Consider the following 21,378-nt stretch of genomic DNA (forward strand, 5'->3'; position numbering starts at 1 on the left):
TATCGCTCGTCGCGATGACCTCCAAGAACGGCACCCTGCCCACCCTGCCGAGCCGCGCCACGATCCTCGAGCTTCTTGCCGGGAAGGATCACGCCGTCCACGCGCACGAGATCGGGATGACCTTGGGGGTCCCCGAGGCGCTCTACCCTGGGCTGCTCAGGCTGCTCGACGACCTCGTATTCGACGGCCTCCTCTCTGCGCGCGACGGTCACAAGTTCCGCACGAGCTCTCGCGGCCGCGCGCGCGAGCAGGCGGTGGCCGAGCGCCGCCTCGCGAGCAAGCCCGCGCCGGAGCCCGCGCGGGGGGAGGCCCCTGCCAGGCCCGCCAAGTCCGCGAAGGGCCTACCCCGCCGCGAGCCGGCCCCGGCGACGCCGAAGGCTGTTGCGCCCGCTGCCCCCTCTCGGGCGCGGCCGGGGGCGCCGGAGACGCCGCGACGTGAGCTGCGCCCCGGCGAACGCGAGGGCTCGCTCAGCGTGAACGCCCGCGGCTTCGGGTTCGTCTCCGGCGGCGACAAGGGCGACGACATTTACGTGCCCGAGGAGGCCCTCGCGGGCGGCCTCCATGGCGATCGCGTGATCGCGCGGATCGTTGGCCGAGGGCCGCGTGGGGCCGAGGGGCGCGTGGTCGAGATCCTCCAGCGCGGCTCGCCCCGCGTGGTCGGCACGCTGCGGCGGCGCGGCACCTCGGCGTGGCTCGAGCCCGACGACACGCGGATTCGGGGCCCCATCCACCTCACGGCGAGCGTGGACTCCGCCGGCGAGGAGGGGAACAGCGGCCGCGACGGTCAGGCCGCGGTGGTGCGGATCACGCGCTTCCCGGAGAGCCCGAACGAGGCGCTCGAGGGGAAGATCGAGGCGGTCCTCGGCACGCCCGGCGAGCTGTCGGTCGAGGCCGCGAAGCTCCTCATCATGGCGCAGATTCAGGAGGTGCACACCGACGCGGCCATCGCGGAGGCGGAGCGCTTCGGGACCGAGGTCCCAGACGAGCTGCTCGCGGGACGCGAAGATCTCACGCACCTCCCGCTGCCGACGATCGATCCGCGCGACGCGCGCGACCACGACGACGCGGTGTGGGTCGAGCGCACCGACGACGGCGGCTACCGAGCGGTCATCGCGATCGCCGACGTGTCTTCGTACGTGCGACCCGGCTCCGCGCTCGACGACGAGGCGAAGGCGCGCGGCTGCAGCATCTACCTCCCCGAGCGCGCGATCCCGATGTTGCCGCGGGCCCTCTCCTCGAGCCTCTGCTCCCTCTTGCCTGGCGTCACGCGGCTCTGCCTCGCGGTCGACGCCCGCCTCGACGCGGCAGGAAACGTCAAGAGTTTCCGCGTGATACGAGGCTTCATGAAGAGCCAAGCGAAGCTCTCGTACGAGGACGTCGCCGTCACGCTGGGCTTCCTCGACGACGAGCCGGAGAGCGCCGCAGCCACGGCGCTGCGCCCCGGCCTCGAGATCGCCTACGAGCTCTCTCGCGTCCTCCGCGGGCGCCGCATGGAACGCGGCGCGCTCGACTTCGAGCTCCCCGAGCCCAAGATCACCCTGGAAGAGGGGCTACCCGTCGCGGTCACGAAGCGCAGCCAGAACCCGGGCATCAAGAAGGCGTACTCGCTCATCGAGGAGCTCATGCTCCTCGCCAACGAGGTGGTCGCGGGCTGGCTCGTCGAGCGCAACCTCCCGTCGCTCTTCCGCGTGCACCTGCCGCCCGACGAGACCAAGCTCCAGAAGCTCGGCGTGATGTGCGCAGAGCTCGGCGTCGAGTTCGACGTAGAACACACGAAGGACCCGAAGGCCCTCGCCGGCCTCTTGAAGACGTTCGCCAAACACCCGCTGTCGGCGGTGCTGAACTCTCTCCTGCTCCGCAGCATGAAGCAGGCCACCTACGACGTGCAGAACCTCGGGCACTTCGGCCTCGCGTCGAAGGCCTACCTGCACTTCACCTCGCCCATCCGGCGCTACCCCGACGTGTGGGTGCACCGCACGGTGCACGCGCTCGCCCTGGGTGAGCGGCCGGAGCGCGACGTCGACGTGCTCGGCGAGGCCGCCGTCATGTCGTCGCAGAACGAGCGCAAGGCGATGGAGGTCGAGCGCGGCATCGTCGACCTTTATCGTGCATACTACATGAAAGATCACATCGGCGAGCGCTTCGTCGGCCGCGTGTCGGCGGTCGTCGGGAGCGGCGTCTTCGTCGCGCTCGACGAGCCTTTTCTGGAGGTGCTCGTGCGGGTCGAGGACCTGGGCGGGCTCGACTACGAGGTCGACGACTCGGGCCTCCGCGTGATCGGTCGGCGCTCGGGCGACGTCATCTCTCTGGGAGACGGGATGCTGGTCGAGGTCATCGACGTGTCGCTTCAGCGGCGCACCGTGCTCGGCAAGCGAATCTCGGGCACGAAGGCCGAGCGGCTTGGCCTCGCCAAGCTGCGCGAGAGTGTGCCCGGCGTGGTCGACGACGAGGGCGCCGTCCGTGGCGGCGCGCGCTCGGCACCGCAACGGCACCGCAACAAGAAGCCGCCGAAGGGCTCCAAGAACCGGGTGGTCGGCTCGCGCACGCCGCGATCGCCCGGCGCGAAGGCCGGGTCGAAGGCCGCGGCCGGGGCGAAGTCGAGCGCGCGGAAGCCCGCCGGTGGCAAGGCCGCGAAGTCGGCGAAGCCGACGCGGCCCGGCGGCGGCAAGAAGAAGCGCTGACAAACCTCGAGCGCGCTCGGCGTCGAGACGCGGAGCGCGCGCGAGGGAAGAGGAGACGCTCGAGCGGCTCTCTCCTCGGCGCTCTAGCGCCGGCGGCGCGCCAGGACAGCGCCCACGGCCGCGAAAATCCCGAGGGCGCCGAGCGGGGACGTCGGGCTCGACTGCCCGGGGGCGGTCTCGCACGCGCAGCCCGTAGGTTCGGGGGTGTCCCCGCCGGCGGGGGGCGTAGTCGGCGACGGCGGCGTGGTCGGGGTGGTGGTCGGCGACGGCGGCGTGGTCGGCGCAGGCGGCGTGGTCGGCGACGGCGGCGGTCCTCCGTCGGTGCCCGCGCCTCCGTCGGTGCCCGCGCCTCCGTCGGTGCCCGCGCCTCCGTCGGTGCCCGCGCCTCCGTCGGTGCCCGCGCCTCCGTCGGTGCCCGCGCCTCCGTCGGTGCCCGCGCCCCCGTCGGTGCCCGCGCCCCCGTCGAGGATGCCGGAGTCGGCGCCCGCGTCGCCACCGCCGGTGGGATCGCCAGGCAGGATGGGCATGCCGGGTTGGAAGAGGTTGTCCTCCTCGCCGGTCACCACCACGACCTGCGCGCGATCGATGCCCGTGAAGATCTGCCGATAGGTCTTCGGGGCCGCGATGTCCATGAGGCCGCGGATCATCGCCATCGAGCCGCCCGGCGTGCGGGAGAAGTAGCTCGGCATCGCGTTCGAGATGCTGTCGAGGTACTGCGTGGCCGGCGCGCCGCCGTTGACCGTCGAGATGCGGTTGGCGAGGGTCGGATCGACGTAGGCGAAGGTGTCGCAGCCGTTCACCATCCACATGACGTACTGGTTGGCGACGAACTGCCCCTTGCCCATCAGCGTGCGGACGTTCTCACCGAGGCCGGCGTGGCCGTTGTAGAGGATCATGTCCGCGGTGGGCGTGAGCGGGTCGTACCAAGCGTCGAAGTTCGCGCCGTCCTGGTAGATGCGGTAGCCGACGAGCATCACGTCGACGTTCAGCTCACGGGGCGTCTCGCCCGGGTTCGACGGAAGGACGGCGTGCACGGACACCTGCGGCATCGCCGAGCCTGGCGTGTTGGTCAGCCCTGGCGTCTCGGTGATGAGCGCGGGGTCGGGCTGCAGGCTCCGCGCGTACGAGCGCACCGTGCTCACGAAGGTGTTGTAGTCGCGGATGCCGGCGTCAGTGTCCAACGTGGCGCCGCTCTCGTTGCGGCCGAACATCGCGACAACGTTGAACTTTCGGTCCGACCAGACCTTGTTGTACTCGGGCAGCTTGCCCGTGGTGTTCTCGACCGAGGTCGTCACCGTGGCGACGGGCATCGACGTGTCGGCCGGGGACAGCGCGCACGCGGCCACGGCGGGCCGGTAGTAGTACCAGAAGCTGCCACGGTCGGAGCCGCTGCCCTCGCCGCCGACACAGGTCGTGTTGTACGTGCTGACCCAAGCGTCGAGGCCCGCCGTGGTGCCGTCGCCCGGGAGCATCAGGGTGTAGGTCGCGGGCACCGACGCCTTGCGCCCCCACGCGACGGGCAGCTTGGCGTGGTAGGTGACGCTGTACGCGCCGGCCGCGCCGGTCGCCACGATGTTGGTGAGCTCGAGCTTCTCGAACTGGCCCACCGAGCTCAGGCCGTTCAGCTGGCCCACCGAGAACATGAGCTGCGACCTGATCTGGTTGCGCAGCGTCGCCACGGTGGACGTGGTCGAGCTCATCGTCCCGTCGAACTCGAAGTCGAGCAGCACCGCTTCGTTGCTGTCGAAGGCCTGTTCGCCCTCGCCGAGCGGCGCGGGCGCGCTCGTGGGCCCGGAGCTGCAGCTGATGAGGGCGAGGAGGAGCGGAGTCGCGAGGAGTCTTCGCATGATGATCTTCCCTGGTGTCGACGGGCCGACGGATCTTACGGTTCTGACACGATCGAGGGGCGAGAGCCAGCCCCCTCGTCGCGGTCTCCCCCGCTTCCCGCCGCGGCCGGGCGGCGCGACGAGCGCCCGTGCTAGGGTCAGGGCCATGAACCTCGCCCGCCGCCGTTCGCTCGGAGCCGTCGCCGGCCTCCTGTTCGTCGTCACGTCCGCGGCCTGTGGCGAGCCAAGACGCCCCGACGGTGGCGAGGGGCTGCTGCCGGCGGGCGCGCAGGCGCCGGATCTCGAGGGGAAGAACCCCGAGGGGCGCCGCCTGCGCCTCAGCGCGGCGGGCGACAAGGTCAAGGTTGTTTACTTCTACCCGAAAGACCAGACGCCCGGGTGCACCAAGGAGGCCTGCGCCTTCCGTGACGCCTACGCCAAGCTCGAAGGCGCCGGCGTCGTGGTCTTCGGGGTCTCGAAGGACTCCGAGGCGAGCCACGACGAGTTCGCGAAGAAGCACTCGCTGCCCTTCTTCCTCGCGGCGGACGAGTCGGGCGCGGTGGTGAAAGCGTACGGCGTGGGCTCGACGCTGGGCATGGCGTCGCGCGTGACCTTCCTCGTGGGCCGCGACAACCGCGTGCTCAAGGTCTTCCCCAGCGTCGACCCCGCCGTGCACGTGGACGAGGTGCTCGCCGCCCTCCCGAAATGAGGCGCTCTCGTCCGTTCCGCCGGGCGCGAAGAGGAGACCCCGCCACCCGCAAGGGTGGAGGGGTCTGTGCTGGGCCATTGCAGGACTGGGCGGAGAAGTAGGCGGCAGACGCCCGAGCGTTGGGGGGGGGATGAACGCCCGGGCGCGTGCCTGCCAACGGTAAAGCACGCGCCACGCCAACTCTGGCCCCCGCGATTGCAGCAGGTTGCGAGGCCCCCAACGCGAGCGGGGTTTCGTTTTCGAAGCCCGCCCACCGAAGCTGAACGAGCCCCGAGAGGGCGAACCAAGGGGTAGGCGAGACTCCGCGGGGCTACCGCTCCGGGCGCGTCGTAGGCGGAGGACCGAAGCTCACCTCGACGACGGCGCTCGGCTCGGCGAACGCCTCGTCGAACCCCTCGAGCTTCGAGTGCGCGACCGGGCGCGCCACCGGCGCGCGGAAGACCGCGAGGTACGCCGCGCGGAGGGCGTCGCGCATCTCGCGGGCAGAGTCGTACCGCCCGTCTCGCTCGAACGACAGCGCCTTGTCGACGACGTCGCCGATCTCGGGAGGCACGCGAGGGGCGAGCGACAGCAAGGGCCGCGGGGGCGTCCGCATCGCGGAGAACAGGCGATCGACCGAGCTGCGGCCCTCGTGCACGACGAAGCCCGAGAGCATGTGGAAGAGGACCGCGCCGACCGCGAACAGATCGCTCCGCGCGTCGATGCGATCCGGCAGCCCCTGCGCCTGCTCGGGGGGAATGTACGAAGCCGTGCCGAGTACGGTGCCCACGCCCGTCGCCTTGCCGAGCGAGCGATCCTTCAGTCGCGCGAGGCCGAAGTCAAGCACCTTGACTACTCCCGCCCGCGTGACGAACAGGTTGCCCGGCTTGATGTCGCGGTGGACGACGCCGGCCTCGTGGAACGCCTCGAGCACGTCGAGCACCTGGAAGCCCACGGCGAGCGCGTCGGTCATGGGCATGGTCCCACCCGACCCCTTGAGCCATCGATCGATCGACTGGCCCTCGAGCAGCTCCATCACGAGCAGGACCTCGTTGTGCACGGGGTCGTCGTGGTCGTCGAGGATCTGCACGGCGCCGGGGTGCTCGATCAGGTTCGCGACGTAGCCTTCCCGGAGAAAGCGCGCGCGCAGATCGGGGTCCTTCGCGATGTGTTCGTGCAGCACCTTCAACGCCACGCGCTTGCCGTTGCGGTGGGTGCCCGCATAGACGGCCGCCATCCCGCCCATGTCGATGAGCGACTCGATGGTCCACTTGCCAGCGTAGGCTCGACCGACCCGCGCGACAGCGAGATCTCGTAGGGTTCCGGGGTGCATGGGGCGGCGCGAAGGCGCCTCGCGCCCCGCGGCGGATGAGGGTACGGGCGGACGCCCGCGAGCGCAACGCGCGCCTCAGGTCACGCCGGCGAGCGCGAGCGCGGCGCACCCCACGAGGGTCCCGAGCTCGAGGCGCGCCGTCACCCGATCGCCGAGCCGGGAGCGGAGCCGGTCGGCGGCGAGGTTCCCCGCGAAGATCCCCACGGCGAGCAGCGCGGCGAGGGGCACCTGCGCGCCCGTGAGCATGCCCGACGACCCGTAGGCGACGAGCCGCGCGGCGTGGAGCGCCGTCGCGATCGCCGCGACGGTGCCGACGAACGCCGCCCCGCGGAGGCCGGTCGAGTGCACCAGGGGCCCGAGGAGCAGGCCGGCGCCGCCCGAGGTGCCCGCGAGCGCCCCGATGACCGCGGCCGCAGGCGCGAGCGCCCGGTGGGGCACGCTCGCCTTGAGCCACCCTGCCGCCTTCAACACCGCGAGCGCCGTGACGAGCACGAGGGCCCCCGAGAGCAGCCACGCGGGGGCGGCCCCCGCGAAGCGCCCCCCTAAGTAGGCGCCCGGCACGACGCCGAGGACCAAAGTCGCAGCCAAGCGGTGGGCGACCACCCGACGGCAGAGCCAAGCGCGGTGCATGTTCCCAAAGAGCAGCGCCGGGGTCGTGAGCGCGAGCGCGCCGTGGGGGCCCACGACCGAGCTCAGCGCGAGGACGAGCAACAGGCCGCCGCCTTGCCCGGCGAGGGTCGTGACGACGCCACCGACGAACCCGAGCGGAACGAGGAGCGCGGCTGCCATCGGAACCATGAGGGCACTTTGGAGCCAACGGGGGCATTCGTCCCATTGATTCTTTTATGGTTCAGCATAGACCGTGTTTATGTTCGAGCTGCTCCAGACCTTCGTATTCGTCGCGGAGGAGGGCACCATCACCGCGGCCGCGCGGCGCGCTCACGTGACCCAGCCTGCGCTCACGTCGGCGCTGAAGCGCCTCGAGGCCCTCGTCGGGGCGACGCTCGTGGTGCGCTCACGGCCGCGCGTGGCGCTCACCGCGGCGGGCAGCGCGCTGCTCCCCCACGCGCGCGCGGCGCTCACCTCCGCGCGCGATGGGCTCCGCGCCGTCGAAGAGGTCGCGGGCCTCGCCGCGGGGGAGGTGCGCCTCGGGGCCGGCGCCACGGCCTGCGCCTACTTCCTGCCGCCCATCCTCGCGGAATTTCGCCGACGCTACCCGCGCGTCGCCATCGTGCTGCGCGAGGCGACGCACCCCGACCTCGCGCTCGGCCTCGCGGCGGGCGAGTTCGACCTCGCGGTGGTCTCGCGCTCGCCGAGCGCCGGCGCGACCCGTCACGAGGCGGGCGACGACCTCTTCTGCGAAGACGAGCTCGTGCTCGTGCGGGCGCCCGAGCTCGTCGACGCCTCGCCCGAGCGCACGCCCTTCGTGACGTTCCCGCGGGGCGCACACGCGCGAGCCGCGCTCGACGAGCTGTTCCCGGGCGCGACCATCGCGATGGAGATCGCGAGCATCGCCGCGGTGAAGGCGAACGTGCGCGCGGGCATGGGGCTCGGCCTCGTGAGCCGCCGCGCGGCGCTCCGCGATCTCGCGCGGGGCGACCTGGTCCTCGTGCCGAGCCCGCTCACGCCGCGCAAGCGGTCGCTCGTGATCGCCCACCGAGGGCTGTCACGCCTCCCGCCGGCGGCGGCGGCCCTCCGCGAGCTGCTGCTGGCGCGGCGCCCCGCCCCGGTGACCGCGCCGGCGACCGCCGCGACGGAGCTCAGTCGTCGTCGTCGTCCACGCTCTCGTCGGCCGCACCCTTGAGGGTCACGCCGGGGGTCTGCACGGCGACGAGCTTCATGTGATCGAGGTACCAGGTCGTCGTCGTGCGGCGCCTGCGGCTCGGGCCGGTCGTCTTCGAGGTGGAGGAGTAGGCGAACTCCACGTCGCCCTCGCACGACTTGATGCCGCCGGTGGCGAACATCGACGAGCCCTTCACGTGGGCCACGCCGGTGTTGTTCTCGCCGCGGGTCTTCACGGTGATCACCGTGCCGGTGACGCCCTTGGCGTTGACGCCGCACATCGCCGAAGCGGTCGCGGGCGCGTGTCGAAGCGCGTTCGTCAGCGACTTCTGCACGATGTCCGTGGGCACCTGCTTCTTGCACCCCGTCCCGCCGCCGAGGCTCATCGCCCCGAGCACCAGCAGCGCGATCGTCTTGCTCATCGTTCCGTTCATCAGCACCCTCCGAAACAGAGGCTACCCCCTTTTGGGCGGCACCTCTGCCATTTCCACTGGTCTGGCGTGCGCTCCACCGAAGTGGCTCAGCGCGGGATGAAAGAGCCGCACGGGAACCGCACCGAGACCTTCGCGTCGGTGGTCTTGATGGTGTTGCACGCGCCGCCGACGAACTCGATCTCGGTGGGCGAGTTGAGCTTCCAGCCGTCTGGGTTGTTGAGCGTGACCGGCGCGCCATTCACCTTCACTTCGCCCTGGCTCTCGGTGCCCGGGACGACCGCGCCCGCGAGCTTGAACGAGCAGCTGCGCACGCCGAAGATGATAGAGTCGAACGCCGCCGCGAGCTGCGCCTGCGAAGTGGTCCGCACGAGCGGCGCCTGGGCGTCGGGGCCGGCGTCGGCGCCCCCGGGGAAGTAGCCGAAGCCCGCGTTCGCGACCTTCTGCTGGTGCGACTCGGACACCGAGTCGCCCACGGTGATGACGAAGGTCTTGATGCCCGCGCGATACGCCGAAGTGACGGCGTCGACGACGGCCTGCTGCGACGCGGGCGCGCCGGTCTGCTCGAGCGACTCGAAGCTGCCGCAGCGCCCGGGTTCGCCGTCGGTCGCGAGCACGATGATCTTCGGGCGGCCGGTCGGCGTGGCCGCGAAGCCGCCGTCGGTGGGGATCCCCGCAGGGTCGAGCCCCGCCGCCGCGAGCACCGCGTCGGGGGTGGGCGTGTCGTCGATCGGCAGCTCGGGCGAGTACACGGCGCTGATGGCGGCGTGGTTTCCCTTCGCGAACGCGACGGTCTTCATGATGGGGCACTCGACGACCGCCGGCGGCTTCTCGTTGCCGTTGTTGGCCCCGTAGAGCGCGAGCCCGAACTCGACGTCGTTCTCGTACTTCTTCACGATGCCGCCGTCGGGATCCATGAGGGACTCCCGCAGCTTCACCCAGCGCGAGTTGGGGAAGTTCGGCGGCATCAAGTTTGCACCCGTGAAGTCGTATTCCATGCTGCTCGACTGATCGATGAGGAGCAGCACCGTCGGCACGATCTTCTCGACCACGACGTCGATCGCCGCGCAGGTGCCGTCGTTCTTCGCGTCCGAGCCGCCATCGACGAGCGACGCGTCGCTCGGATCGGTGCCGCAGCGACCGCGCGGGCTGCACGCGATGCCCTCCGGGCAAGTGCCCTGGATCCGCGGGGTCGTGGAGCAGTCGGCGTGGCACTTCCCGGCGCGGCAGTAGAGGCCCGCCGCACACTTCTCGTCGGCTTCACACGGCACGCCGCAGAGGCCCTTGTAGGCGACCTCGCACGGATCGTTCCCACCCGCGTCGGGGAATTTCGATTCGTCGTCCGTGTTGCTGCAATGGAGCGCGACCAAGCCGGCGCCAACGAGGCCGAGGGAGCCGAGCCACACGCGAACCCCGCGAGACATGAGACGCTTCATTTCCAGCCTCCAAGAAGGAAAGCACACCGGGCGACGACAGCGACGCCGCCGCCGCCATCCCCGGATCCTGCGCGAAAGCGGCCTCCGCGGCAACCTTCGTGTTGCTGCTAGAGTGTCGCTATCTTGCGGCGTCGACTCCCTTTTCTCGTCCTGCTCGCCTTCTGCCTCACGTTCTCGGCGGTCGGCTGCCCTTGCCTGCGCGGGCCCGTCAACGCGAGCCCGGGGATTCGGTGGTGGCTCTTCTCCACGTTCGCCGCGTCGCGGGTGTGCCCTGAGGTGCTCAAGCGCGGGGCGCCGCTGAAGCTCGGCTCGCTCGGCTCCGCCTCGGTAGGGCGCTTCTTTCCCACCCAGTGCGACGCGCAGGTCGACGAAGAGCGGCGGACCCTGCTCCTTCGCGTCACGGGCACGGGCTACGCGAGCCTCCCGGTGGCGCGGCGCGTGGGCTTCCAGGCCACCGTGGCGGTCGAGTTCGCGCCCGATTTCTTTTTGGCCGACGACGACAGCACCTACGTGTGGGGCAAATTCACGCGCCTCCCCGCGCAGCCCGATTTCCGCATCATCGGCGTGGAGAACCCCGTCGTGAACCTCGCCACGCAGACGCCGATCGGGACCGTCGCCACGCTCCTGGGCCAGGGGATCATCAGCGGCGAGCTTGGGCGCGGCTTCACGGTGGTGCGCCAGGCGGACGGCGACGACTTCGCGATGGGCCACCTCGATCCGCCCGCGAAGCCGCCGAGGCCCGCCAGGCTGTTCAAGGCGCGCGAAGACCACGCCTCGCTCGCGTCCGACACCACGGAGATCCGCTCACTCTCGCGGGAGTACCTCGGGCCGTTCGAGGTGCCTGGCGACGGCCTCGCGCTTTCTCTGCGGAGCCGGCTGCAAGGCTCGGCGCTGGTCTTCAGCGTCGTCGATCGCGCCTCGGGCGACGCGTGGCGACGGGCATACGAGTCGGCCGGGCCGCTCGGGCCGCCGTTCATCCCTCCGCTCCACCAGGGCCAGCTCCCTGTGGGCGAGGGTACCCAGACCTTCCCGGTGGCGCCTGGCCAGTACTTCATCGTGTTGGAGAACCGCACGCCCCCACCGCTCCTCGGCCTCGGCGTGGGCCTCGCCGATCCCGTGGCGACGCTCGGCTACTCCGTCGAGCTCGGCTCGCGCCCCTGAGCGCACGGCGGTTCTTTTTTGCGCGAATTTGCCTACATTGTGGGCCGAAAGGACCCTGGATCGTTCGACCCTCACGCATCGCCAGGAGAGCCTCGATCGGCCGAGCGCGGCGGGCTCCCCGCGGCGAGAACCCGCGAGATCGGACGTGCCCAAGCGTGGCTCGCTTCCTGCACTCCTGCGTTTAGGAAAGTGAGGTCACCGTGTTGAAGCTGCCGCGCACACACGAGGTCGAGGTCGAGCTGGGCACCAGTGAGCTCGAGATCGTCTCCGACGTGAGCTTGCGCGCCGCCAGCGCCCGGAGCCTCCCGTTCAAGCGCCGGCCCGTACCGCACCGCGATTTCTCGTCCCCGCGCGAGACCCCTCGCTTCCCGGCCCCGAGCTTCCCTTCTCCGGTGATCGCCACGCACGCCGCGCCTCGCCGCGCGCCCGCGCGGATGCCGGCTTCGTACCCGCCCGCCTCGTACCCGCCGCCCCCCTCGTACCCGCCGCCCCCCTCGTACCCGCCGCCCGGCTCGTACTCCTCCGCGCCGCCGCCCCACGCGTACGTCTCGGCTCCGGCCTCCGCGCCCCCGCCGCCGGTGAACAAGGCCCCCTACGGCGGCTCGAGCTCCGCGCCGCCCCCTCCCACCCCGTGGGACGCCGCGCGGTCCGGGTACCAGCCCATGTTCGCCCCGTTCGTGCCGGCGCCGCCGAGCTCGCTCGCCGGCGTCGCGGACCGCAGCGACCAACACGTCGCCGTGGCGCCTCCCAGCGCGCCCCGCGCGTCGGGCTTCGTGTGGGCCGCGACGCTCGTGCTCATGGGCGCGTTCCTTGGGGCGATGTACGGCGTCCAGCGCCGTCCCGTCGAAGCCGCGGCTCAGGTGCCGACGGTCGCCGCCGCCGTCGGCGCACCCGCCGCCGTCGCACCCGCAGCCGCCACTCCGATCGGCGTGGCCCCCCTCGCCGCGCCTGCCCAGGTCGTCCCCGTCCCCGTCGCCGCGCCTGCCCAGGTCGCCGTCGCCGCCCCGGCTCCCGCGCCCGTCGCCGTGGCCGTCGCCGCCCCCACGCCGAAGCCCCGCAGCGCGGCGCACGCGCCGACGCCGAGCCGGCCCTCGCCCCACGCGAGCGTGCTGGCCGTCGCGGTGCCCGCGCCGAAGGCGCCGCCCCCCGCGAAGCCCGCGCCCGCGAAGGCGTCCTCTCGGTCGGCCGACGAGCGAGAGGCGGAGCAGCTCCTCGCCAAGTCGAAGAGCGCGACCGGCGACTCGCTGTAAGTCGCACTCGCGCGAGCCGTATGTCGTGAAGTTTCAACGACTTGACGAGCGGCCGCTCGCCGACGTCGAGTCGCGCTTCAGCCGCGCCGCATGGGCGGGAACGCGCGGCGGAACTCGCGCATCGCGTCGCCCTCGGAGACGTCGTGCGTGAAGCCCGTCGCCGCGCGGAAGGCGCGGTCGTCGGTGACGACGGGGTACTTGATGTGCCCAAGCGCGCCGCGCGAGAGCCGCGGCAGGCCGAAGCGGCCGAGCAGGCTCGTGAAGACGACCTCGGGCACCGGGAAGGCCTGGCGGCCCGTCTCGCGGATGACCACCGAGAGCGGAAGCGGAGGAGGCCCGGCGACGTTGAACACGCCGCGCGCGCGCGTCTCGAGGGTCGACATGAGCGCCTTGACCACGTCGTCCTCGTGCATGAACTGGAACAGCGGATCGTAGCCGAGCACGGTCGGCACGCGCGCGCCGCGCAGGAACGTGGCGAGCGTGCCGTGGCCGGAGTCGCCCAGCGTGTAGCAGAAGCGAAGCACCGAGGTGGCCAGCGTGGGCTGGCGCCAGAGCATGCTGCCAGCGAAGAGATCGGCGGCCACCAGGTCGGCGAGCTCGGGGAAATACGCGAGCGCCATCGGGGGCTCGTCTTCCCCGTGGTAGAGCGGCGAGTCGGGCGCGGCCCCGTAGAACGTGTGGCGACCGATGAAGACCACGTGCTTCACGCCGTACGCCGCCGAGTGCTCGAAGACGGCGCGAGTGCCCTGCAAGTTGATGCGGTAGCGGTCCTCGCTCTGACGCAGCAGGTGCGTCACCGTGGCCATGTGAACCACGGCGTCGGGGCGCACGCGGCGGAACACGTCTTCTGCGCCGCGCTTGCGGATGTCGACCTGGTGGACCTCGAGGCCCTCTTCCCCTTCGCCGATGGCCCCGTAAGGGCGACGATCGATGCCGATGACGTCGTGCCCCGCGCGAAGGAGCCCCCTCGCGAAACGGCGACCAATCGCGCCCGTAATGCCAGGAACGAGGACCTTCACGCTGCACCTCCGTGGCGCCGACGACGGCGCCCGTCGTCGATGAGCTGGGCTATCTCGGCCTTCACACGCTCGACGTAGCCGGTGATGACCACGTCCTCTTCGGTTCCGGTGCCCTGGAACACCATCGGCTCGCCGTACACGACCTCGAGCTTGACCGGCAGAGGCAGCGCGAGGCCATAGGGCGTGATCGGCACGTACGGCGCTCCGACGAGCTTCCCCAGGGTCGTCGAGTTCGCGATCGTGGGCACCGCGTCGCCGCCGCCGAGGAACGCGAGCGGCACGATGGGCGTCTTCGTGCGGAGCGCGAGGCGCATGAAGCCCGTGCCGAACGCCACGAGGCTGTACCGCTCTTTGTAGAGCTTGGCGGTGCCCCGCGCGCCCTCGGGGAAGATCATGAGGAGCCGCTCGTCCTCCAGGAGGCGGATGGCGTGCTCGGGCAGGCCGGTGAACTGACCGGTGCGGTTCGACCACTGGGAGGCGAGCGGCACCTGGTTCAGGAACTTCTCGACCATGCCCTGGGCGAGGCGAGGCGGGTTCATCTCGAGCAGCATCGAGGCGATCACCATCGCGCCGTCGATGGCGATGCCGCCCGAGTGGTTCCCGATGAGCATCGCCCTCCCGCGCTTCGGGACGTTCTCCACGCCGCGCGCCTCCACAGCGAAGTAGTGCCGGTAGAGCGGCGCGAGGAGGTTGAAGAACACCTCGAGGTGTCGTTTGGAGATGCCATACGGGTCCACGTCGAACTCGCTCCATGGCAGCTCGAGGCGGTCCACGCGCTCACGAATCTCGCGATCGAACATGGCGAATCCTCCTCCCTTCGGGCGCCCCGCAGGCCGTTGCATCCTACACGAGGCGGTTGACCTCGCGGCGCGGAAACGAGTATCGCCCAAGCGGTCGCGCGTCGGCACCGGGCCGCGCGCTGCCCCTTGGAGGCCTCCGATGAAGCTCTCACGACGTCGCTCGCTCGTCCCCCCGTTGGTTCCGAGCGCCGCGGGGCGCACGGCGCTGGCCTCGCTGGCCTCGCTGGCCTCGCTGGCCTCGCTGGCCTCGCTGGCCTCGCTGGCCGGCTGCGGAGAGCCCGCGGCGCCGCCGCCGGTGACGCCTCCGTCGCGGCCGTCGATCACCGCGTCTGCGCCGCCTGCACCTACGCCGCCGCCCGCGCCGCCGCCCCCGACCACGGGCGTGCCCCGCAAGGACTGGAACCGCCTCGCCGTCGAGCTGAACCTACCGCTCTACTGGTCGCTCGACGCCGACAACGACGGCGCCCTCGGCCCGAGCGAGCTCTCCGTGTTGTGGAGCGCACCCAAGGGCACGTCGCTCGCCACGTACATCGACGGGCGCGGCGCGTTCACCCCAGCCTTCCACGAGGTCCACGCGAAGATCGTCGCGCGGCACGGGGGCGATCTCGGCAAGCCCCCGGCGACTCCGGCGGAGATCGCCCGCCGCGCCGCCGTGGTCAAAGAGCTCGCCCAGGGGCGCGCCACGCTCGTGCTCACCGACCTGTCCGGGGTGAGCCCGGGCGAGGCCTCATTCGTCGATCATCTGCTCGCCGCGGTCGAGGTGATCGAGCGCCTCTACCAGACGCAGATGGGAACCTACGGTCAGCGCGCGCAGGTGCCCGAGGGCGATACGGCGAGCCAGGCGCTCTTCTTCCGCAACCAGGGCCCGCGCTGCGAGGCCCCGGCGACGCAGAACGACCCGGCGTGCTCGGCGCTGCCCGGCGGCGCGATGGCGAAGACCTCGGGCCTCTACCCCGCGAGCGAGCTCACCAAGCCGAAGTTCTGCGACGCCCTCGCCAAGGCCGACAAGGCGCTGGTCGATCCGTTCACCGTCGTCGTCGCGGGCGACGGAGGCGCGCTCAAGGCCGTGCCGTATCACCAGCATTTTTCGAATGATTTTAAGATTATATCTCGAGAGCTCCGCGCCGCGTCGGCGGCGCTTGGGGCCGAGGAGGCGAGCCTGCGCGCCTACCTCGACGCCCAGGCGAAGGCCTTCGACGACGGCTCGTGGTTCACCGCCGACGAGGCCTGGGCCAAGATGGGGGTGAAGAACTCGCGCTACTACCTGCGCATCGCGCCGGACGAGGTATACGCCGAGCCGTGCAGCACGAAGGCCCTCTTCCACGTGAGCTTCGGGCTCATCAACAAAAAGTCGATCGCCTGGCAGGACAAGCTCGATCCGCTCAAGACCGAGATGGAGAACGCCCTCGCCGCCCTCGCCGGGCGCCCGTACAAGGCGCGCGCCGTGTCGTTCAAGCTGCCCGACTTCGTCGACATCGCGCTGAACGCCGGCGACTCGCGCAACCCCTTCGGCGCCACCATCGGGCAGTCGCTGCCGAACTTCGGGCCCGTCGCCAACGAGGGGCGCGGTCGCACGGTCGCGATGACCAACTTCTACACCGACCCGGACAGCGTCGCGGCGCAGCGCGCCGTGGCGGAGTCGCTGTTCTGCAAGTCGGTGACGCCCACGTACACCACCGACCCCGAGCCGCAGCTCATGAGCACGGTGCTCCACGAGGCCGCCCACAACCTCGGCCCGGCGCACCAATACAAGGTGAACGGCAAGATCGACCGCGACCAGTTCGGCGGTCCGCTCGCCAGCACGCTCGAGGAGCTGAAGGCGCAGAGCGCGGCCCTCTACTTCACAGACTGGCTCGTCACGAAGGGCAAGATCACCCGCGCGGAGGCCGATCGCGCGCACGTCCGCGACATCGCCTGGGCCTTCGGCCACATCTCGCGCGGCATGTACACGGACGACGGGCACCCCAAGAACTACAGCCAGCTCGCGGCCATCCAGCTCGGCGTCCTCATGAGCAAGAAGGCGGTCACCTGGAACCCCGCCGAGCCCGCGGCAAACGGCAAAGACACCGGCTGTTTCTCCATCGATCTCAAGAAGTTCCCCGACGCCGCGCTCGCCCTCATGCGCGAAGTGGCGGGCGTGAAGGCCCGGGGCGACAAGGCCGCGGGAGAGCGCCTCGTGCGTCAGCACGCCGGGCCGTTCCGCGGCCCCGCGATCCCGCTCCACGCCATCATCGCGGAGCGCGCCCTGCGCGAGCCGAAGCCGAGCTTCGTCTACTCGCTGAGGCGCTGAGCGCTCACGCTGCGATCGGCGGCGAAGTGCACACTCCCCGCGCTTCGCGGAGCGGTTCTTGGGTAGACTCTCCCCATGCGTGCCGTGAAGCTCTTCGCCCCGATCGTCCTCGCGACCAGCGCGCTCGGCTGCGCCGCGATCCCCGTTCATATGCACACCGAGACCACGATGGTGGGCGCCGACGGAAAGCTCGAGCACACGAGCCGCGACTGGGAGGGCACGCTCGACCAGCTCCCGGGTGAGCTCGCGAGGGCCGGCGCAGAACTGGGACACCTCACGACCAAGCTCGCCAAGCAGCTCACCGACGTGCCCCCACCCGGCAAGGTGAAGCTCCGCGACCTCGGGCCCGGGCTCGAGCGCTTCGAGGCCAGCGCCGACACGAACTTCCTCCTGGGCGCCAAGACCGAGAGCGGCGAGAAGGAGGATTTCGAGTACGTGCGGCTCGGGGTGGAGTCGTACGACGAGTTCTTCCGCACCGCCCAGGAGCTCCACGCGCTCACCTGGCAGGCCACCCAGACGACCTCTCACATGCGGCAGTTCGCGGGACGCGCCACGAAGGAGAAGCTCTCGCCGGGGGCCGATCTGAAAGCGGCCGTCTCGAAGGCGAGCGGAATGAACCCGCAGGCCAAGACCAAGCTCACGGGCCTCGCCGACATGAGCGTCGTCCTCGGTACGCTGGTCCCCCAGATGGCGGCGAAGTCCGCCAGCCTCGTCACCGCCGGCGAGAAGCTCGTGGCCGGTGCGCCGGCTTCGCTCACGAACCCGAAGGTCGTGACCCATCTCGGCCTCGTGAAGAAAGGCCTCCTCGCGAGCATCTCGGTCGTCCGGGAGTCCGGCGCGGCCATGGTCGGGCTCGGGGCCGACCTCGCGCCGTTCTCGAAGTCCGCCTCGCTCTCGCCCGAGTGGGACCCGCTGTCGAGGCCCTCCGTAGGCACCGCACCGCAGGAGCTCGCGCTTTTTCCCGGGCTCACGCGCTAGAGCTCACGCGCGACCTCAGAAAAAATCGTCGCGGCCGGGGAAGGCCCGCGGCGCGGTGGCGTAGGACATGCCGCGAGGGCCCGAGTGGGGGCCGGACCGCGAGCGTGAGACCACCGCGCCAGCCGCTTAGCCGAGGGGCGGGCGGAGGAGGTCTCGCGGCTGCGAGCCGGTCCCCACTCGGCCCTTCGAGCTTGCCCGTGGAGCCGTGCTACTCCTCAGGCCCGTGTCCCCCACGCCTCCGTACCCGCCCGTCGAGCCGGAGCGAACCGCCATCGCGTTCCCGGATCCCCGCCGGCTGGGGCGACGCGAGGTCGCAGCGATAGGCGAAGACTTTCGACCATTTACGGTGTTGCACGCGTACCGGAGCGGCGTGTTTCCGTGGCCGCACACCTCCCCCACCGGCGATCCGATGGTGCTCTGGTTCTCGCCGAACCCTCGCGCGATTTTCCCGCTCGACCGTCCGCCGCACTGGTCGCGGAGCCTGCGCCGAACCCTCCGCCACCACCCTTACTTGGTGACACTGGACGAGGCCTTCCGGGAGACGATCGGCGCGTGCGGCGAGACCCGCGCCGAGACCGGCACCTGGATCACCCCGGCGCTCCTCGAGGGCTACGTGCGCCTCCACGAGCTCGGCTGGGCCCATAGCGTCGAGGTATGGGACACGCGCGTGACGCCGCGGCGGCTCGTGGGAGGCATTTACGGCATCGCGATCGGGGGCGCGTTCGCCGGCGAGTCGATGTTCCACCGGGAGACCGACTGCTCCAAGCTCGCGTTCGCCAGCCTGGTAGAGCTGCTCCGCGCCGGCGGATTCACGCTGTTCGACGTGCAAGTCATGAACCCCCACCTCGCGTCGCTCGGCTGCGAGGAGATCCCCCGCAGCACGTACCTCGACCGGCTCGCCATGGCGCGCGAGCAGACAGCCAAGCTCGCCGGGCCCTTGCCGCGCACGTAGCCACGCCCTGGCGCCCTCCGCGTCACAGTTTCGTGCGGCCGCGCGATGGAGGCGAACGTACGCGGCGTTTCGTGCATCGGAGCGAGCACGGGCGCGCTCGAGGCAGGCCGAGGTCGTGCGCACGATTCCGGGAAGGTTCGGCAGATCGAGCGCGTTGTTCAAACGTGGTTATGGTCCGAAGCGGTCTTGGCGTCCTGGCCTCTCCGCACGATTGGCCCAAGATGGGTGGGCGGCCCCGGGTTCTCTCTCGCAAGACCCGGGCACCTCCCCGCTCGCTCGTGGAGTAACGACTTGAAAAAGCAGCAGAAAGCCTCCGTCATGTCCACCACCACCATCTCTGCCCCGCCCTCACCGAGCGAGGGCGCCGAGGCCGTCGATCTCTACTTTCGTCGCATGGCGAGGGTCCCTCTCCTCACCCGCGAGGGCGAGGTCGAGCTCGCGATGCAGATCGAAGAGGGCGAGCGGTCCACCGTGGAGTCCATCCTCGACTCGGAGGCCGCCTCGCGCGAGCTCGCGGCGATCGGCCAGTCGTTGGAGAAGGGTCGCCTCAAGCTGCGCGACGTGCTCCGCAACGTGGAGGAGGAAGAGGCCTTCGACGACGCCGCCATCAAGCGCACGGCGCGGCTGCTCGAGCGACCGTTCCTCGACCTCTACGTGAACTCGGGCCGCGGCGAGCTCGCCAAGGCGCGCGCGAAGGTGCTCGTCGCCCTCCAGACCGTGCGCCTCGACCAGACCGTCGTCGCCCGAATCGCTCGGCGACTGCGCGCGCTCGTCCAGGGCACCGGCTCGGCCACCGCGAAGAAGCAGCTCCGCCGCACGCTCGCCGACCTCAGCGCGAGCCGGCGAAAGGCGGAGCTCGCGAAGGGCCAGCTCGTCGAGGCGAACCTGCGCCTCGTGGTCTCGCTCGCCAAGAAGCACACGAGCCGCGGGCTGCAGCTCCTCGATCTGGTGCAGGAGGGCAACATCGGCCTCATGCGCGCGGTCGACAAGTTCGAGTACAAGCGCGGCTACAAGTTCTCCACGTACGCCACGTGGTGGGTGCGCCAGTCGATCTCGCGGGCCATCGCCGACCAGGGCCGCACCATCCGAGTGCCGGTTCACATGTTCGAGAACCTGCAGAAGCTCACTCGCACGAGCCGATCGCTGCTCCAGGAGTACGGCCGTGAGGCCACCCCGGAGGAGCTCTCCGAGAGCACGGGGCTGCCGCTCGACAAGGTGCGCGCGGTGCTCCGCATCGCCCGGGAACCCATCAGCCTCGAGACCCCGGTCGGGGCCGAGGGCGAGGCGAGCGTGGGCGAGTTCATCGCGGACGACGGCACCCACTCCCCCGACGACGCGTACGCCAGGATGCGCTTTCACGAGCAGACTCGGCAGCTCCTGAAGACGCTTACGCCTCGCGAGGAGAAGATCCTTCGTCTCCGCTTCGGCATCGACGAGCCGCGCGATCACACCCTCGAGGAGGTCGGCGAGTCGTTCGCCCTCACGCGCGAGCGAATCCGCCAGATCGAGACCAAGGCCCTGCGCAAGCTCCGCCTGCCGTCCGAGCACCGCCGCCTGCGCACCTACCTCGACAGCTGAGGCCGGGCGCGGGCGGGCGCGGGGCGGGCGCCAGTGCGTGCTAGAATGGGCGCATGCAGCGGCGCACACGCATCGAGACCACGCTGACCCAGGCGTTCGGCCCGACCCACCTCGAGGTCATCGACGAGAGCCACAACCACGCCGTGAAGCCGGGCGCCGAGTCCCACTTCAAGGTGGTGGTCGTGGCGCCCGCGTTCGCGGCCAAGAGCGGCGTCCAGCGCCACCAGCTCGTGTACGGCGCGCTCAAAGCAGAGCTCCAGAGCGGCCTCCACGCGCTCACCATCACCGCGCGTACACCCGCGGAGTGGTCCGCGAGCCCCATCGCGCTCGCGTCGCCGCCCTGCGCCGGCGCGACGAAGGAGTGAGTCGCCGGCCAGGTTTTCTCTTTAACTTCAGCTAATTAGCCGCGTTTGGCGTGGAGTTGGCCGAGCGAAAATCGGCCTGGTTGTTGTTCGTGTCGGCGCCGTTCGGCACGCGCTGCACCGACTTGCCCGTGCCGCCAGGGCTCGGCGCTGGGTTGGACTCCGTGAGCACGCGGTTGCCCGCCGCGATGGTGCCGTAGCCGACCGCGTCGACCTTGTCGTCGAGCTTGTCGAACAGCCCTACCTGACCGTCGTCGGCGGCGAGCTTGCCGGCCGAGTAGGTCGCGTTCTTCGCCCCGGAGAAGGACGTGTGCGCCACGACGAAGTAGCCACCGGACAGCAACTTGTGGCTGGAGAGGCCGGTGAAGAAGGTGGAGGGCGTGTTGCCGCTGACCGCGCTGTACTTGAGCGACCAGCCCTCGAGGAGCACCTCGCAGGGCGTAGGGTTGAAGAGCTCCACGAACTCGTTGTCCGCGGCCGTCCCCTCGGTCTGGACTTCGTTGATGACGATCTTGTTCGTGCAGCCACCGGCGTCCGGCGGCGGGCCCGTATCGACCGGGAGCACCACGTCCGGAGGCGGCGCGACTACGTCCTTCACCGCGGCGTCGACGCGGGCGTCGGGCAGCGCGCCCGTGTCCGTGCCGGTGCCCGCCTCCGTGGGGACCGCGCCGTCAACCTCGCTGGGGCCGTCGGGAGGAGAGTCGTCCACGATACCCACGGCGCAGCCCGCGACCGAGACGACCCCTGCGAAGGCGGCTACGCCTGCTCTTGCCCAGACAGCGAGGGGGCGTTCGCCCGGAAAACCACGCAT

At 70.9% G+C, this 21,378-nt stretch carries 18 protein-coding genes; 10 read left to right on the forward strand and 8 right to left on the reverse strand.

The window, feature by feature from the left end:
• Window positions 1-14 precede the first annotated feature (14 nt).
• Window positions 15-2,681 carry a VacB/RNase II family 3'-5' exoribonuclease gene (locus tag IPQ09_21645; GenBank protein ID MBL0196778.1) on the forward strand — a complete coding sequence of 889 codons (2,667 nt, stop codon included), beginning with the start codon at window positions 15-17 and terminating at the stop codon, window positions 2,679-2,681.
• An 83-nt stretch (window positions 2,682-2,764) separates the two neighbouring features.
• Here the strand turns inward: IPQ09_21645 and IPQ09_21650 are convergent, their stop codons facing one another.
• Window positions 2,765-4,528 (reverse strand): hypothetical protein, encoded by a 1,764-nt coding sequence (locus tag IPQ09_21650; protein ID MBL0196779.1) that lies wholly within the window; start codon window positions 4,526-4,528, stop codon window positions 2,765-2,767.
• Between the two features lie 145 nt (window positions 4,529-4,673).
• Between IPQ09_21650 and IPQ09_21655 the strand changes: the two genes are divergently transcribed.
• Window positions 4,674-5,216, forward strand: coding sequence for a peroxiredoxin (locus tag IPQ09_21655; protein ID MBL0196780.1), 543 nt, complete (start codon window positions 4,674-4,676; stop codon window positions 5,214-5,216).
• Between the two features lie 310 nt (window positions 5,217-5,526).
• On the opposite strand, the gene IPQ09_21660 is transcribed toward IPQ09_21655, so the two are convergent.
• Both IPQ09_21660 and IPQ09_21665 read right to left on the reverse strand, forming a co-directional pair.
• Complete coding sequence (locus IPQ09_21660) at window positions 5,527-6,528, reverse strand: serine/threonine protein kinase (GenBank protein MBL0196781.1); 1,002 nt, start codon at window positions 6,526-6,528, stop codon at window positions 5,527-5,529.
• Window positions 6,529-6,603: 75 nt separating this feature from the next.
• On the reverse strand, window positions 6,604-7,317 hold the full coding sequence (locus IPQ09_21665; protein MBL0196782.1) for a TSUP family transporter: 714 nt from the start codon (window positions 7,315-7,317) through the stop codon (window positions 6,604-6,606).
• A gap of 73 nt (window positions 7,318-7,390) precedes the next feature.
• Between IPQ09_21665 and IPQ09_21670 the strand changes: the two genes are divergently transcribed.
• Window positions 7,391-8,332, forward strand: coding sequence for a LysR family transcriptional regulator (locus IPQ09_21670; protein MBL0196783.1), 942 nt, complete (start codon window positions 7,391-7,393; stop codon window positions 8,330-8,332).
• Here the strand turns inward: IPQ09_21670 and IPQ09_21675 are convergent.
• Together IPQ09_21675 and IPQ09_21680 are read right to left on the reverse strand one after the other, a co-directional pair.
• On the reverse strand, window positions 8,289-8,732 hold the full coding sequence (locus IPQ09_21675; GenBank protein MBL0196784.1) for a hypothetical protein: 444 nt from the start codon (window positions 8,730-8,732) through the stop codon (window positions 8,289-8,291). The two genes, IPQ09_21670 and IPQ09_21675, sit on opposite strands and share 44 nt — an antisense overlap.
• A gap of 98 nt (window positions 8,733-8,830) precedes the next feature.
• Window positions 8,831-10,177: a VWA domain-containing protein gene (locus IPQ09_21680; GenBank protein MBL0196785.1), complete on the reverse strand. Its 1,347-nt coding sequence runs from the start codon at window positions 10,175-10,177 to the stop codon at window positions 8,831-8,833.
• A gap of 123 nt (window positions 10,178-10,300) precedes the next feature.
• On the opposite strand from IPQ09_21680, the gene IPQ09_21685 reads away from it, so the two are divergent.
• Together IPQ09_21685 and IPQ09_21690 are read left to right on the forward strand one after the other, a co-directional pair.
• Window positions 10,301-11,338, forward strand: a complete 1,038-nt coding sequence (locus tag IPQ09_21685; protein ID MBL0196786.1) for a hypothetical protein — start codon at window positions 10,301-10,303, stop codon at window positions 11,336-11,338.
• A gap of 200 nt (window positions 11,339-11,538) precedes the next feature.
• Window positions 11,539-12,588, forward strand: coding sequence for a hypothetical protein (locus IPQ09_21690; GenBank protein MBL0196787.1), 1,050 nt, complete (start codon window positions 11,539-11,541; stop codon window positions 12,586-12,588).
• Between the two features lie 77 nt (window positions 12,589-12,665).
• Here IPQ09_21690 and IPQ09_21695 read toward each other — a convergent pair whose 3' ends face one another.
• Complete coding sequence (locus IPQ09_21695) at window positions 12,666-13,607, reverse strand: NAD-dependent epimerase/dehydratase family protein (protein MBL0196788.1); 942 nt, start codon at window positions 13,605-13,607, stop codon at window positions 12,666-12,668.
• Window positions 13,604-14,407, reverse strand: a complete 804-nt coding sequence (locus IPQ09_21700; protein ID MBL0196789.1) for an acyltransferase family protein — start codon at window positions 14,405-14,407, stop codon at window positions 13,604-13,606. The genes IPQ09_21695 and IPQ09_21700 overlap by 4 nt, the downstream gene beginning before the upstream one ends.
• Before the next feature lie 205 nt (window positions 14,408-14,612).
• Between IPQ09_21700 and IPQ09_21705 the strand changes: the two genes are divergently transcribed.
• The 5 genes from IPQ09_21705 to IPQ09_21725 all read left to right on the forward strand — a co-directional run bounded on the left by IPQ09_21705 (window position 14,613) and on the right by IPQ09_21725 (window position 20,570).
• Entirely contained in the window at window positions 14,613-16,697 is a 2,085-nt protein-coding gene (locus IPQ09_21705; protein MBL0196790.1) for a hypothetical protein, read from the forward strand.
• 75 nt (window positions 16,698-16,772) lie between these two features.
• Entirely contained in the window at window positions 16,773-17,675 is a 903-nt protein-coding gene (locus tag IPQ09_21710) for a hypothetical protein (protein MBL0196791.1), read from the forward strand.
• Window positions 17,676-17,880: 205 nt separating this feature from the next.
• The gene (locus IPQ09_21715) at window positions 17,881-18,627 is read left to right on the forward strand and encodes a leucyl/phenylalanyl-tRNA--protein transferase (protein ID MBL0196792.1); all 747 of its coding nucleotides are present in this window, start codon (window positions 17,881-17,883) and stop codon (window positions 18,625-18,627) included.
• Window positions 18,628-19,020: 393 nt separating this feature from the next.
• Window positions 19,021-20,205, forward strand: a complete 1,185-nt coding sequence (locus tag IPQ09_21720) for a sigma-70 family RNA polymerase sigma factor (protein MBL0196793.1) — start codon at window positions 19,021-19,023, stop codon at window positions 20,203-20,205.
• Between the two features lie 53 nt (window positions 20,206-20,258).
• Window positions 20,259-20,570, forward strand: a complete 312-nt coding sequence (locus IPQ09_21725) for a BolA family transcriptional regulator (GenBank protein ID MBL0196794.1) — start codon at window positions 20,259-20,261, stop codon at window positions 20,568-20,570.
• Between the two features lie 31 nt (window positions 20,571-20,601).
• Here the strand turns inward: IPQ09_21725 and IPQ09_21730 are convergent, their stop codons facing one another.
• The gene (locus IPQ09_21730; protein ID MBL0196795.1) at window positions 20,602-21,276 is read right to left on the reverse strand and encodes a lamin tail domain-containing protein; all 675 of its coding nucleotides are present in this window, start codon (window positions 21,274-21,276) and stop codon (window positions 20,602-20,604) included.
• Window positions 21,277-21,378: the final 102 nt, after the last annotated feature.

The organism is Myxococcales bacterium, from assembly GCA_016720545.1.
In the GTDB taxonomy this organism is placed as follows: domain Bacteria; phylum Myxococcota_A; class Polyangia; order Polyangiales; family Polyangiaceae; genus JAAFHV01.

Bases quoted from the DNA above. Each gene is read 5' to 3' on its own strand.
- IPQ09_21645 (MBL0196778.1), top strand. From the start codon at position 15: ATGACCTCCAAGAACGGCACCCTGCCCACCCTGCCGAGCCGCGCCACG.
- IPQ09_21650 (MBL0196779.1), bottom strand. From the start codon at position 4,528: ATGCGAAGACTCCTCGCGACTCCGCTCCTCCTCGCCCTCATCAGCTGC.
- IPQ09_21655 (MBL0196780.1), top strand. From the start codon at position 4,674: ATGAACCTCGCCCGCCGCCGTTCGCTCGGAGCCGTCGCCGGCCTCCTG.
- IPQ09_21660 (MBL0196781.1), bottom strand. From the start codon at position 6,528: ATGCACCCCGGAACCCTACGAGATCTCGCTGTCGCGCGGGTCGGTCGA.
- IPQ09_21665 (MBL0196782.1), bottom strand. From the start codon at position 7,317: ATGGCAGCCGCGCTCCTCGTTCCGCTCGGGTTCGTCGGTGGCGTCGTC.
- IPQ09_21675 (MBL0196784.1), bottom strand. From the start codon at position 8,732: ATGAGCAAGACGATCGCGCTGCTGGTGCTCGGGGCGATGAGCCTCGGC.
- IPQ09_21680 (MBL0196785.1), bottom strand. From the start codon at position 10,177: ATGAAGCGTCTCATGTCTCGCGGGGTTCGCGTGTGGCTCGGCTCCCTC.
- IPQ09_21700 (MBL0196789.1), bottom strand. From the start codon at position 14,407: ATGTTCGATCGCGAGATTCGTGAGCGCGTGGACCGCCTCGAGCTGCCA.
- IPQ09_21710 (MBL0196791.1), top strand. From the start codon at position 16,773: ATGCGTGCCGTGAAGCTCTTCGCCCCGATCGTCCTCGCGACCAGCGCG.
- IPQ09_21720 (MBL0196793.1), top strand. From the start codon at position 19,021: ATGGCGAGGGTCCCTCTCCTCACCCGCGAGGGCGAGGTCGAGCTCGCG.
- IPQ09_21725 (MBL0196794.1), top strand. From the start codon at position 20,259: ATGCAGCGGCGCACACGCATCGAGACCACGCTGACCCAGGCGTTCGGC.